We start from the raw sequence: 12,800 nt of genomic DNA, 5'->3' as shown, positions 1-12,800 counted from the left end.
CCGCCGGTGAGGAGGCCGAGAGGCATGGACGGGATCGTCGTCTTCGGGGCCGGTGGACGGGCCGGACGCGCGGTGTGCGCGGAGGCACTGCGGCGGGGACTCACGGTGGTCGGGGCGGTACGGGATCCGGCGCGGCATCCCGGGCTCGGGGAGAGCGGGGTGACGGTCGTACGCGGGGACGTCACCGCTCCGCAGGGGGTGCTGGCCGGGCGGGCGGGACGGTGGGGCGTCGTACACGCCGCGGCGAGCTTCGAGCCGGACTTCTTCGCACGGGCCGTCGACGCGCTGCTCGCGGCGGAGGGGGTGTCCCGGCTGGTCGCCGTAGGCCTCTTCGCGGATCTGCTCGGGCCGGACGGGCGGCCCGTGATGGAGGACCCGGCGGCGTTCCCGCCGGAACACCTGCCGTTCGCACGGGCGCACACCGCCGGACTGACGCGGCTGCGGACAGCCGGGGGCGGAATGGACTGGGCGGTCCTGACGCCGGGCGGCGAACTGACGGAGGGTCCGGCCGAGGGACGGTACGTCATCGGAGGGGACCAAGTGCCTGCGGGGGCACCCGGGTTGACGTACGGGGACCTCGCGGCGGCCTTGGTGGACGAGGTGGTGGCGCCCACTGTGCGCGGGGGCCGGGGGGCGGTTTGGGTGCCGGTGGGGGCGGCTGAGTGATGGCGTAGGCCGTGCGCGCGCGTGGTTCGCGGTCGCGGCTCGCGCGGAATCCGACCCTGCGCGGTGCCGTACGCGCGCGTGCCGTACGCCCCACGCCGATCCGCCCCCGGCGCCCGCCCCAGCACCCGCCCCGCCGCCGTCCCTGCCCGCCACCGTGTGTCGTCGATGTTGGCCGGGCATCACTTGTGGTGACGGGGCTGGTGGGGCAGGATCTCGGCGGCGACAGGGGGGTTGACGTTCATGGTGGACGGGCCGTACGTGGCGATGGCGGTGGCCGGGGTGCTGGTGACCGGTGTCATGGCGGGCGTGTTCGCGGCGTTCTCGGTGCTGGTCATGCGGGGGCTCGGGGCGTTGCCGGCGGCGCAGGGGGTGGCCGCGATGAACGCGATCAACCGGGCGGCGCTGACCTCGGTGTTCATGTGGCTGTTCCTCGGGGCCGCGGCGGTGTGCGCCGTGGTCGCGGTGGTGACGTTCGTGCTGTGGCCGGAGCAGGGGCGGGTGGAGCTGCTGCTGGGCAGCGGGCTGTACCTGGTGGGCGCGTTCGGGGTGACGGTGACGGCGAACGTGCCGCGTAACGAGCGGCTGCTCGCGCTCGGCGCGGAGTCGGCGGAGGGGATCGCGTACTGGCCCGCGTACGTGCGCGAGTGGACGATGTGGAACCACGTCAGGACGGTCGCCTCGGGTGCGGCGGCCCTCTCGTACGCCCTGGCGTTGGCCTGAGCTTTCCGCTCTGCGTGAGCGGCGGGGGCGTCGTATTGTGGCGGAAAGGTGCCGTCGTACGCGGGAGCGTGCCGGCGTACGGCGCCCGCCGCAGGTGCGGACGTGCGGACTCCCCCGAGGACATCAGCCATGGCGGACCCCAAGGGATTCATGCGCACCCCCCGTCAGGACTGGCCGCGCAGGCCCGTCGCGGAGCGGGTGCGGGACTGGGACGAGGTGTACGTCCCCGGGGCGCTGCTGCCCATCGTGGGCGCGCAGGCGGACCGGTGCATGGACTGCGGGGTCCCGTTCTGCCACGACGCCTGTCCGCTCGGGAACCTGATCCCGGAGTGGAACGACCTGGTGTCCCGGGCGGACTGGCGGGCGGCGAGCGAGCGGCTGCACGCGACGAACAACTTCCCCGAGTTCACCGGCCGGTTGTGTCCGGCGCCGTGCGAGGCGGGGTGCGTGCTCGCGATCGACCAGCCGGCCGTGACGATCAAGAACGTCGAGTGCGCGATCGCGGACCGGGCCTGGGAGGAGGGGCTGGTGGCGCCCCGGCCGCCCGACCGGCTCTCCGGGCGGACGGTCGCGGTGATCGGCTCCGGGCCCGCCGGGCTCGCCGCCGCGCAGCAGTTGACGCGCGCGGGGCACACGGTCGTCGTGTACGAGAAGGACGACCGGCTCGGCGGGCTCATGCGGTACGGCATCCCCGAATTCAAGATGGAGAAGCGGCACCTGGAGCGCCGTATCGATCAGATGCGGTCCGAAGGGACGAAGTTCCGGACATCCACGGTCGTCGGGCGGGACGTTCCGGCGGACCGGCTGCGGGCTCGGTACGACGCGGTGGTGATCGCGACGGGGGCTTCGGCGTGGCGGGAACTTTCGGTGCCGGGTCGGGAGTTGGAGGGGATACATCAGGCCATGGAGTACCTGCCGCCGGCCAACCGGGTGTGCGAGGGGGATACGGAGGCCTCCCCGCTGTCGGCTGCCGGCAGGCACGTGGTGATCGTGGGCGGAGGTGATACGGGTGCGGACTGCCTGGGGACGGCGGTACGGCAAGGGGCCGCGTCGGTCACGCAGTTGGACATCTACGGCCGTCCCGACGGCGAGCGCGACCCCGACGCCGACCCGTGGCCGACGTACCCGAGGATCTACCGCCTCTCCGCCGCGCACGAGGAGGCGGCCGAACTCGGCACGGCACCCTCCGCCCACGCCGACGCGCGCCTCTTCGCGGCGTCCACGCTCCACTTCACCGGCGACGAGGCGGGCCGGGTGAACGCCCTCCACCTCGTCGAGGTCGACGAACACCGCCAGCCCGTGGACGGCACCTCCCGATCCCTCCCCGCCGACCTCGTCCTCCTGGCCCTGGGCTTCTCCGGCCCCGACCTCTCGGACGGCCTGCTCGACCAGCTGAACGTGTCCCTGAACCCACGCGGCACGATCGCCCGCGGACGCGACTTCGCCACGAACACCCCGGGCGTCTTCGCCACCGGCGACGCCGCGCGCGGACAGTCACTGATCGTCTGGGCCATCGCGGAGGGCCGATCGGCGGCAGCGGCCGTCGACCGCTACCTGACGGGCAACTCGACCCTGCCGGCTCCGATCGTCCCGGACGACCGGCCGATGATCGTGTGAGACCGACGGGGGTGCTCGGCGAGCGCCGTCGACCTGCGAGGGCCTCCGTACGGCAGTCGGTCGTCGGGCCTGTGCGTCGGTTCCGCCGAGTCCGGCGGAGGGCGGCCGGGGCCGTGTGCCGAAGATGGGCGGCGCGTCCCGTGCGGAAACCGGCCGGGGCCCCCGCGCCGCAGGCCGACAGCACGCCCGCGCGGAAGCCGCACGCAGGCCCTCCCCCGCCCCTCCCGCGGAGCGTTCAGCGTTCGTCCGTCCCCGCCACCTTCCCCGTCGCCAGGGCCACCCGGTTCCACGTGTTGATCGTGCAGATCAGGGCGATCAGCTGGGCCAGTTCGTGGTCGTCGAAGTGGCTGGCCGCCTCGGTGTAGACGGCGTCGGAGACGCCTCCCTGGGGCAGGGTCAGGGACTCCGTGAGGGCCAGGGCCGCGCGCTCCTTCGGGGTGTAGAAGTGGCGGGCCTCGCGCCAGAGGGGGACGAGGTGGAGGCGGTCCTCGTGCTCGCCGGCCTTGCGGGCGTCGTTGGTGTGCATGTGGAGGCAGTAGGCGCAGCCGTTGAGGTGCGAGGCGCGGATCTGGACGAGTTCGACGAGGGCGGGGTCGAGGCCCTCGCGTGCGGCCATGCCGAGGGCCGCGATGGCGCGGTAGGTCTTGCGGGAGGCGGTGGCGAAGTCCAGGCGTGTGCGGGCGTTTTCGGCGGCGGCGACACCTGCCTCGATGTCGGCGGTGGTAAAGCCGGTGTCGGTGGCCGTCGGCGTCTGTGTCGTCTGCGTCGTCATGCCTCGAATCTAGGCCCCGCAAAGCCCCTCTGTAGGGTGCATTTCCATGGCGAGTTCATGGGTCAATTCCGCCCGGCGCATCGGCTCCGACCTGCACCTCGACGTGTCCGGCCCGGGCGGGCGCCGGGCCGCTGTCGCCGGTGCGCTGCGGGACGCCGTACGCAGTGGCCGGCTCACGCCGGGGACCCGGCTGCCGCCGTACCGTTCGCTGGCCGCCGACCTCGGGGTGGCCCGCAACACGGTGGCGGACGCGTACGCGGAACTCGTCGCCGAGGGCTGGCTGACCGCGCGGCAGGGGTCGGGCACGCGCGTGGCGGACCGGACGGAGCCCCTGCGACACGCCGGGAAACCGGCGGTCGGCGGCCCTCCACGCGCGCGTGGCCCGCGATACGACCTGCGGCCGGGTACGCCGGACGCCTCGTCGTTCCCGCGCGCGGCCTGGCTGGCGTCCTACCGGCGGGCGCTGAACGCCGCGCCGGTCGAGGCGTTCGGGCCGGGGGACCCTGCGGGGCGGCGGGAGCTGCGGGAGGCGCTCACGGAGTTCCTGGCACGCGTGCGCGGGGTGCGCACCGAGCCGGACCGGATCGTGGTCTGCGCCAGCTTCGCGCACGCGCTGCGGCTGCTGTTCGGCCAGGGCGGCGGCGGGGTGCTGCGCGGCCCGGTGGGCGTCGAGTCGTACGGGCTGGCCTTCCACCAGGACCTGCTCGCGGACGCGGCCGTACGGACCGTACCGCTGCCCCTGGACGACCACGGCGCGCGCGTGGACGTGCTGGGGCGGGAGCGGGCCGTCCTGCTCACCCCGGCCCACCAGTTCCCGACCGGCGGCCCGCTGCACCCGGAGCGCCGGGCGGCGGTGGTCGACTGGGCACGCGCGCGCGGGGCGATCGTCCTGGAGGACGACTACGACGGCGAGTTCCGCTACGACCGCCGTCCCGTCGGCGCCGTCCAGGGGCTCGACCCGGAGCGGGTCGTGTACGTCGGCTCGGTCAGCAAGAGCCTGTCGCCGGCCCTGCGGCTGGGCTGGATGGTGCTGCCGGACCACCTGGTCGACGCCGTGCGCGAGGCGAAGGGCGAGCGGGAGGCGTGGTCGAGCGTCCCCGAGCAGCTCGCGCTGGCCGATCTCGTCGTGTCGGGGGCGTACGACCGCCATGTGCGCCGGATGCGGCAGCGGTACCGCGCGCGCCGTGACCGGCTCGTCGCGGCGCTGGCCGAGCGGGCGCCGCACATCCGGGTCAGCGGGGTCGCGGCGGGGCTGCACGCGGTGCTGCGGCTGCCGGACGGCACCGAGGGGGCGACGGTCGAGGCGGCTGCCGCGCGCGGGGTCGCGCTGGAGGGCCTTGCCGGGTTCCGGCACCCGGCGGCGGAGGGGTCTGTGGGCGACGGTCTCGTGGTCGGGTACGGCACTCCGTCGGAGCACGCGTACGAGGGGGCGCTGGGGGCTCTGTGTGCGGTGTTGCCGGGGCCGTAGGCCGTAGGGCGACCACCGTTCCCGGTGGACGCCCCGCGCCGCAGCGGGTCGTGCGCTGTAGGTCACCTGCCTAGAGGGCAGTCGATACGGTCATAACTGATCAATGTGGGTCGAGCAGTCAACTTTAGAGAGGTGCGAGAAGCAAACAAGAAGAGAAGTCACCGAACATGATCCGAACCCGTGAACAAGGTGTTCAGGAGAGCAGGAAGTCCGCCTCACCCGCCTTCGCGCCCTCGATGAACGCCGTCATCTCGGCCGGGGTGTAGATCAGCGCGGGCCCGTCCGGATCGGTGGACTGGCGCAGCGCGATCCGGCCGTCCTCCAGCTTCATCGCCTCCAGGCAGTTGCCCCCGTTCCCGCCGCTCCACGGCTTGTGCCAGCCCTCGTTGCCCAGTTCCCGCGCGGGCATGCCGTTGTAGATCCGCGGGGCGGGAGAGGACGAGATGCGTTTCATTTACAGCTCCTTGCGGAGATCCCGGAGGATCTCCTTCGTGCGATGTGCCGTAGCGGCCTGCGCCGCCATGCGGTCCATGACCTCAAGGTGTGTCGCCACCTCCTCGCGCGCGTCGAGATAGACCGCGCCGGTCAAGTACTCGCTGTAGACCATGTCCGGAAGCTCCGGCATGGCGAATCGGAACAGCACGAAGGGCCCGTACGTACCCGGATGCGGCCCGCTCGTGAACGGAGCGATCTGAAGCACCACGTTGGGCAGCTTCGCGGCGTCGAGCAGCCTGTCGATCTGTGCACGCATCACCTCCGGGCCGCCGACCGGGCGGCGCAGCACCGTCTCGTCCATGACGACCCATATCCGGGGCGCGTCGGGACGAGTGAGCAGTTCCTGGCGGCGCATGCGCAGGTCGACGAGACGGTCGATGTCTTCCGGCCGGGTCCGCGCGATCGCGCCCGAGACGAGCACCCCGCGCGCGTAGTCCTCGGTCTGGAGCAGTCCGGGGACGAAGTGCGGCTCGTACTGGCGGATCAGGGCGGCGGCGCCCTCCAGGCTGACGTGCATGGAGAACCAGCCGGGCAGGACGTCGTGGTAGCGCTGCCACCAGCCGGGCCTGTTGGCGTCCTCGGCGAGCCGTACGAAGCCCTCGGCCTCGTCGCCCGCGACGCCGTACGCCTTCAGGAGCAGTTGCAGGTACGGGATCTTGAGCGCGACCTCGGCGTTCTCCATCCGGCGGATCGTGGCGGGCGCGACGCGCAGGACCTTGGCGGCCTCCTCGCGTTTGAGCCCGGCGCGTTCCCGCAGGTCCAGCAGGCGCCGACCGAGGACCACCTGTCCCACGGTCGGCGCGGACCGCGGCTCGCTCACGCTCCACCTCCACGAAACTCCACGAACGTCCCTGACTCTTCTCCTGACCCGCACGGCGGCCCGTCCCGCGGCCACGCGGGCTGTCCGGCCGGAAAGATTCCCGACAGCCCTGCGGCGCCGTTCGGAGACCTCGCGGAGTTCTGTCCGGCCGCCACGCGCGCGTACGGCGATGTACGTCCGTGCGTGGGCGACGGCCCTCCGGTGTCCCAATCGGCGCCGCTCTACGTGCTGTTGCGAGCAGTGTGCCACGGCGTCCCACCGCGTCGCGCAGCACTCTGCAATTTTCAGAGTGACACTTGCCAAGTGTTCTCGGCGGGGCGATAGTGGCAAGCGTGATTCCGTCCGCGCCTTTAGGAACAGACGCCGCCGCAGGCCGCCCCGCCGGTCTCGGTGCCGCACCGGGAGCAGGTTCTGACCAGACCTCTGCCGAGCGCAGGTTCCGGTTCGAGCTGGCCGCACATCCGGGTTCCCCGGCCCAGGCGAGACGCCTGGTGCGGGCCCGGCTGACCGGCTGGGCGGTGTGCGAGGACACGTGCGACTCGGCCGCCCTCGTCATCACCGAGCTGGTCACCAACGCGATCGTGCACACGGCCGGCGGGGTCGTCGTGTGCGAGCTCCAGGACGGCGCGGAGATGCTGCGTATCGCGGTGCGTGACGAAGGATGCGCGCCCGGTGAGCCTCGCCCGTCCCCTCAGCTCCCCGAGGAGGAACACGGCCGCGGCCTCCTCCTCGTCGACGCCCTGTGCCGCGCCTGGGGCGCCCAGGAGCACGGCCTCGGCCTCCTGGTGTGGGCCGAGCTCCCCCGGGGCGCCTCAGCCCCGCACAACGACCTCGGCTGGGGTGCCCGCCCCAAGCCGACCCCGTCCGACGAGCCCGCCCCGCACGAGGGCGAGAGCAGCAAGGCGGCTCCCACGGGAACGGGCGGGGACATGGACGAGCGGGTGGTGACACAGCGGACGGGGGCTTCGCGGTACGCCGCCGAGGCTCCGGCCCCGTCATCTCACGCCGCGCAGGCCTCCGTGGATCACGCGCAGCGCCCCGCCCCCTTGCTTCCGCATCACCCGCCGCACGCCCATCCCGAGCCCCATCCCCTTCCGGGGCATCCGAGCCGTTCGGGCAGACAGCACGCCCAGAGTCCTGACGGCGATTCCACCAGCTGGCGCTCGCACCCCGGTTCGGCCACCGCGACGTCGCAACCGGGTCTTCCCGGCACCGGCGAGCGGGGCCGGGAGCGGGGCAGGGCGTGAGCGCCCCGTCCGCCGAAGGTCCGGTGCTCACCATGAACACGCTCGTCCGAGTCGGCCGCCATCTGTCGCACACGCCCGGCGCCCCCGCGCGCCTGCCCGTACCCGACGGCATGACGGTCCCGCTGGGCTGCGACGCCGTCGCCGTACCCGCGCGTCTGGGCCCCCTCCTGATGCCGCGCCTCCCGCGCGTGGGGTGCGTGTACGCCGACGACACGCACTGGTGGTGGCTCGTCCCCGCGGACTCCGACTATGCCGTCGAGTGGCCCGCGCCCGCGCAGTACGCGACGGGGGCGGTCCTGCCCGACACGCCGCACACCCTCACGCTCATCAACCGGCCGACGGGGACCGTCCCGTACACGCCGCCGATACCGCTGTACCTGGCCCTGTGCCGGCTGACGGGGGCAACACCCACCTGGTCACGCCCGATCAGCGCGTAGCCCCCCGAGAGGCGTCAGGACAGCACGCGTGATCTCTTGAGGCTGCGTGTTCCGGCGCAGCCTCAAGCACTTCCTCCTCCCTCACCCCACAGCGCACGCCCGCGCACAAGCACCACCAGCCGCGCGCCCTCCCCCGCCCCGCCCCCGCACGCCATAGTGGCCCTTCGTGCATATGCAGAACCGCCACCCGGGGGAGGCAGAGCGTGCGCAGACCGCGCGGGCAGCGGAAAGGCGGGCCTGAGGAACGCGAGGTGTCCGGCTCGGAGCGATTACTGTTCGGCGGCCCGCTGAGCTACGACATGGGCTGGAACCAGCACCGGGACGCGTTCCTGGAACTGGGGTTCCGTTCGATGCTCAGCCGGCTCCCCTCACTGCTGACGGTCAGCCTCAGGCTGGCCAGACAGGCGGACCCGCGCGCGGCGAAGATCGTCGTGGCGGCGGAGCTGTCGCGGGGCGCCGCCCAGGCGGTGAGCCTGCTCGCGGTGAACAGCGTCCTGAGCCGGCTCATCGCCCAGGGCCCGATCGAGGCGAGGGTCCGCGACGCCGCGCCCGCACTGATCACGATGGCCGTGGTGCTGTTCGTCAGCGCACTCCTGCGCGCGGCGTCGACGTACGCGACCGGCCGCCTGGAGCCGAAGGTCGAGCGCGTGGCGACCGAGCTGTACCTGGAGCGCGCCGCGGCCGTCGAACTCGCCGCGATAGAGGACCACGCCTTCCACAAGCTCCTGGACACGGCGCAGTACGGCGCCCAGTCCGCGCGCAGGATGATCGGCTACGGCACGCGCGTGGTGAACTCGGTGATCTCGCTGGCCGCTGCGGCGGGCGTCCTGACGGTCCTGCACCCGGTGCTGCTGCCGCTCCTGCTGACGATGACGCTGCCGAGCGCGTGGAGCGCCCTGACGAACGCGAGGCGCCGCTACGAGTCGTTCCACACGTGGGTGCAGCACGCGCGCGCGGGACAGCTGATCGCGAGCCTGCTGACGGAACCGGCGGCGGCCCCGGAGATCCGGGTGCACGGCGTCGGCCCGTTCCTGCTGCGCCACTTCCGGTCGATGTCGGAGACCGCGGAGGCGGAACAGGCGCGGCTGGCCGGTCTGACGGCCCGTACGGGGCTGATCGCGGCGGCGTGGACGGGCCTGGCGACGGTCGCGACGTACGCGACCCTGGGCGGCCTGCTGCTGGGCGGCGCGATGGCCCTGGCGGTCGCGGGGACGGCCGTGATCGCGATCCGCAGCGGCTCGGCGAGCCTGAACACGCTGGTCCTGGAGGTGAACCAGCTCCACGAGGAGGCCCTGTTCGTCGGCGACCTGCAACGGCTGTACGTCGAGGCGGCCGAGCGGGCGATCCCGGCGGGCGGGACGGACCTCCCGGAGGACCCGGGGGAGATCCGCTTCGAGAACGTCACCTTCCGCTACCCGGGCGACGACTCACCGGACCACCGCCCGGCGCTGGACGACGTCTCGCTCACGCTGCCGCTGGGCCGCATCATCGCGCTGGTCGGCGAGAACGGCTCGGGCAAGACGACCCTGGTGAAGCTGCTGGCCGGGCTGTACCGGCCGGAGTCGGGGCGGGTCCTGTGGGACGGCGTGGACGCGGCCGGCGCGGACCGCCGTCAGCTCGCGGAGCGGATCGCGATGGTCGCGCAGGACTTCAAGCGCTGGCCGTTCACGGCGAAGGTGAACGTGGCGATCGGCCGCTCGGCCGCGCCGCTCACCGAGGAGCGGCTCGCGGAGTCCGTCGCGCAGGCGGGCGCGCAGGACGTCGTCGCGGACCTCCCGCGCGGCCTGGACACGCTGCTGGCGCGCCAGTTCAGCGGCGGTCACGAGCTGTCGGGCGGCCAGTGGCAGCGGCTGGGCATCGCGCGGGCGGCCTACCGGCGCGGGCGCATCCTGATCGTGGACGAGCCGACGGCCGCGCTCGACGCGCGCGCGGAGCTCGAAGTGTTCGAGAAGATCCGGGCGCTCGCCGACAGCGGCCAGACCGTCGTCCTGATCACCCACCGGCTGGCGTCGGTCCGCCACGCCGACTTGGTGCACGTCCTGGAGCAGGGCCGGCTGGTCGAGTCGGGCACCCCGGACGAGCTGCTGGCGACAGGGGGCGTGTACGCGGAGCTGTACGCCCTCCAGGCCGAGCAGTTCACCGTACGGCTGCCCGCTCACTCCCCGGAGTGACCCCGCACGATCACCAGGAAGGCGTCGCCGGCGAGGTCCATGACGACCTCCGCCGGCAGCCCTTCCGAACGCCTCGCGCGCGCGAACTCCTCCGCGGGCCACGACCCGCGCGGGCCGCCCGCGGGGAACCGTTCCAGCACGGTCCGCCCGTTCACCATGTCGTCCTCCGGGAAGCGTCTCCCGTACGGCCGCCTGTTCCGGCCGTCGCTCGTACTGGAGTGAACGCTCCACAGGGGCCGAAGGACTCGGCATATGACAGGACTGAGACCTACCTGACACACCGTCCGCACGCAGAGTGATCAGAAGTCGTACTCGTCGTGATAGAGAACGTCCGTTTCGGGCCCCCGTCCCCACACGGTCAGGTCGAGCAGCCCGGCCGCCGTACCGAGCCCGTCGAGTCCGCGCCCGAAGGCGGAGTACGTGTGGAAGACGCGGTCGGCGTCCCGCAGGAAGCAGCTCAGGCCCTGCCGCTCGACGAGTTCGCCGTCGGGTCGCGCGAGGGTCGCCTCGAAGTCGGCGTTGAAGTCGCTGTCGTAGGACGAGTACCAGGGCACCGTCCAGCCGAGCCGCGCCTTGAACGGCAGCACGCGCGTGTAGGGCGCTCTGGAGACGACCGCGAACGCCGTGTCCCTCGCCTTGAGGTGGGCGAGGTGGCCGACCTGGTCGAGGAAGGCCGAGCAGCCCCGGCAGCCGGTCTCCCACTCGGGCGCGAACATGAAGTGGTGGACGACGAGTTGGGCGCGGCCCGCGAAGAGGTCGAGCAGGGTCGCCTTGCCGTCGCCGCCCTCGAAGACGTACTCCGCGCCGACCTCGACCATCGGCATCCGGCGCCGCTGCACACCGAGCGCCTCACGCGCGCGGGCGAGCGCCTCCTCCTTCGCCAGCAGGTCCTCGCGCGCCGCGCGCCACTGTTCGCGCGAGACGATCTCCGGGAGCGACATCGCCCACCCCTTCACGTACGACGGTCCGTCGGAGGGGGTGACTGGAGGGCCGCGCGGAACTCATCGTCGTACGCGAAGAAATTTTTGGGGCCGCCCGGATCAGGTGTCGCGCGGTTCAGGTGTCGTAGTCCTGGACACGCCTCCCGTGGGCGCGGTCGGTGAGGGCGGGCAGGCGGGCCGTCAACTCCGTGACGACGGACTGCACGTCGACGGTGAGGAGTCGACGCTCGTGCATGAGGACGCGGCCGTCGACGATCGTCGTCCGGACGTCGCTCGCGCGGGCGCTGTGCACGAGGGTCGCGGCGAGGTCGTGGACGGGCTGGGTGTGCGGGCCGGTGAGGTCGACGAGGACGAGGTCGGCGCGCATCCCGGGGGCGAGCGTGCCGATGCGGTCGCCGAGCCCGAGGGCGCGGGCGCTCTGCGGGCCCGCGTGGTCGAGTGCCTGGCGGGCCGTCAGCCAGCGCGGGTCGCCGGTCGTCGACTTCTGCACCAGCGCGGTGAGGGCCATCGACTCCCAGACGTCCAGGGAGTTGTTGGAGGCGGCACCGTCCGTCGCGAGTCCGACGGGTACGCCGATCTCGCGCAGCGCGCGCACGGGGGTGGTCGTCGGCCAGGCGAACTTGAGGTACCCGCGCGGGGCGGTCGCCACGGACACGCGCCCTCGCGCGCGGGCGAGGACGGGGAGGTCGCGGTCGAGGATGCCGGTGCCGTGCGCGATCAGGACGTCCGTGTCGAGGATCCCGGTGCGCTCCAGGACGTCGATCGGGGTGACGCCGTGGCGCGCGAGGCTCGTCTCGGCCTGGTCGCGGTTCTCCGAGGCGTGCAGGTGGACGGGGAGTCCGTGTTCCCGGGCGAGGGCCGCGGTGGCCGCGAGATCGGCTTCCGTGACGGTGTACGGGGCGTGCGGGGCCAGGGTGGTGGTGATCCGCCCGCCCGCCCCCTCGCGGTGCCTCAGGGCGAACTCCAGGGACTCCTCGCGGCCCTTCGGCCCCTGGGAGGAGAAGTACGCCTGCCCGAGGTGGGCGCGCATCCCGGTCTCCTCGACGACGGCGGCGACCGCGTCCATCGCGAAGTAGTGGTCGGCGAAGCAGGTGACGCCCGCGCGGATCATCTCGGCGCAGGCCAGGCGCGCGCCCAGTTCGACGTCCCGCGCGGTGAGGTTCGACTCGACCGGCCAGACGACGTCGTTGAACCACTCCTCGGTCGGCAGGTCCTCCGCGAGTCCGCGCAGGGCGACCATCGGCGCGTGCGTATGGCAGTTGATCAGCCCGGGGAGCGCGATCTGCCCGCGCGCGTCGATGCGGTGTGCGGCTTCCCCGGGCGGGTCGTCGCCGATCGACTCGATCCGGCCGTCCCGTACGACGACCGTCGCGTCCGTACGGAAGGTGAGACCCGGTTCCAGAATCGTGCAGCCCGAGATGACGAGGTCCGCGGAAGGCGTCATCC

13 protein-coding genes are annotated in these 12,800 nt (G+C 73.0%); 7 read left to right on the top strand and 6 right to left on the bottom strand.

Annotated features, from left to right (window positions below; genetic code table 11):
- The first annotated feature begins 24 nt into the window (after window positions 1-24).
- The 3 genes from J8M50_RS14030 to J8M50_RS14020 all read left to right on the top strand — a co-directional run bounded on the left by J8M50_RS14030 (window position 25) and on the right by J8M50_RS14020 (window position 3,003).
- The gene (locus tag J8M50_RS14030) at window positions 25-666 is read left to right on the top strand and encodes an NAD(P)-dependent oxidoreductase (RefSeq protein WP_010352512.1); all 642 of its coding nucleotides are present in this window, start codon (window positions 25-27) and stop codon (window positions 664-666) included.
- Between the two features lie 240 nt (window positions 667-906).
- The gene (locus tag J8M50_RS14025) at window positions 907-1,386 is read left to right on the top strand and encodes an anthrone oxygenase family protein (protein WP_029183685.1); all 480 of its coding nucleotides are present in this window, start codon (window positions 907-909) and stop codon (window positions 1,384-1,386) included.
- Window positions 1,387-1,515: 129 nt separating this feature from the next.
- Window positions 1,516-3,003 carry a glutamate synthase subunit beta gene (locus J8M50_RS14020; RefSeq protein WP_010352515.1) on the top strand — a complete coding sequence of 496 codons (1,488 nt, stop codon included), beginning with the start codon at window positions 1,516-1,518 and terminating at the stop codon, window positions 3,001-3,003.
- Between the two features lie 235 nt (window positions 3,004-3,238).
- Here the strand turns inward: J8M50_RS14020 and J8M50_RS14015 are convergent, their stop codons facing one another.
- Window positions 3,239-3,775: a carboxymuconolactone decarboxylase family protein gene (locus J8M50_RS14015; protein ID WP_010352516.1), complete on the bottom strand. Its 537-nt coding sequence runs from the start codon at window positions 3,773-3,775 to the stop codon at window positions 3,239-3,241.
- A gap of 46 nt (window positions 3,776-3,821) precedes the next feature.
- On the opposite strand from J8M50_RS14015, the gene pdxR reads away from it, so the two are divergent.
- Window positions 3,822-5,243, top strand: coding sequence for a MocR-like pyridoxine biosynthesis transcription factor PdxR (pdxR, locus tag J8M50_RS14010; protein WP_010352517.1), 1,422 nt, complete (start codon window positions 3,822-3,824; stop codon window positions 5,241-5,243).
- 193 nt (window positions 5,244-5,436) lie between these two features.
- Here the strand turns inward: pdxR and J8M50_RS14005 are convergent, their stop codons facing one another.
- Together J8M50_RS14005 and J8M50_RS14000 are read right to left on the bottom strand one after the other, a co-directional pair.
- On the bottom strand, window positions 5,437-5,697 hold the full coding sequence (locus J8M50_RS14005; RefSeq protein ID WP_010352518.1) for a DUF397 domain-containing protein: 261 nt from the start codon (window positions 5,695-5,697) through the stop codon (window positions 5,437-5,439).
- A complete protein-coding gene (locus J8M50_RS14000) occupies window positions 5,698-6,558 on the bottom strand; it encodes a Sco1979 family transcriptional regulator (protein WP_010352519.1) in 861 nt (286 codons plus the stop codon).
- A gap of 332 nt (window positions 6,559-6,890) precedes the next feature.
- On the opposite strand from J8M50_RS14000, the gene J8M50_RS50075 reads away from it, so the two are divergent.
- From J8M50_RS50075 to J8M50_RS13985, 3 genes are all read left to right on the top strand, one after another.
- Window positions 6,891-7,805 carry an ATP-binding protein gene (locus tag J8M50_RS50075; RefSeq protein WP_370516615.1) on the top strand — a complete coding sequence of 305 codons (915 nt, stop codon included), beginning with the start codon at window positions 6,891-6,893 and terminating at the stop codon, window positions 7,803-7,805.
- A 32-nt stretch (window positions 7,806-7,837) separates the two neighbouring features.
- Window positions 7,838-8,242 (top strand): hypothetical protein, encoded by a 405-nt coding sequence (locus J8M50_RS13990; protein WP_050369994.1) that lies wholly within the window; start codon window positions 7,838-7,840, stop codon window positions 8,240-8,242.
- A 299-nt stretch (window positions 8,243-8,541) separates the two neighbouring features.
- A complete protein-coding gene (locus J8M50_RS13985) occupies window positions 8,542-10,413 on the top strand; it encodes an ABC transporter ATP-binding protein (protein ID WP_178855033.1) in 1,872 nt (623 codons plus the stop codon).
- Here J8M50_RS13985 and J8M50_RS13980 read toward each other — a convergent pair.
- The 3 genes from J8M50_RS13980 to J8M50_RS13970 all read right to left on the bottom strand — a co-directional run bounded on the left by J8M50_RS13980 (window position 10,398) and on the right by J8M50_RS13970 (window position 12,798).
- Window positions 10,398-10,571, bottom strand: coding sequence for a DUF8839 family protein (locus J8M50_RS13980; protein WP_010352523.1), 174 nt, complete (start codon window positions 10,569-10,571; stop codon window positions 10,398-10,400). The two genes, J8M50_RS13985 and J8M50_RS13980, sit on opposite strands and share 16 nt — an antisense overlap.
- A 141-nt stretch (window positions 10,572-10,712) precedes the next feature.
- A complete protein-coding gene (locus tag J8M50_RS13975) occupies window positions 10,713-11,354 on the bottom strand; it encodes a DUF899 domain-containing protein (protein ID WP_010352524.1) in 642 nt (213 codons plus the stop codon).
- A gap of 115 nt (window positions 11,355-11,469) precedes the next feature.
- Complete coding sequence (locus J8M50_RS13970; RefSeq protein WP_010352525.1) at window positions 11,470-12,798, bottom strand: amidohydrolase; 1,329 nt, start codon at window positions 12,796-12,798, stop codon at window positions 11,470-11,472.
- Window positions 12,799-12,800: the final 2 nt, after the last annotated feature.

This window comes from Streptomyces acidiscabies, assembly GCF_020010905.1.
Taxonomy (GTDB): domain Bacteria; phylum Actinomycetota; class Actinomycetes; order Streptomycetales; family Streptomycetaceae; genus Streptomyces; species Streptomyces acidiscabies.
Note: the sequence above shows the minus strand (reverse complement) of the source record. Positions and strands in the feature narration are given on the sequence as shown.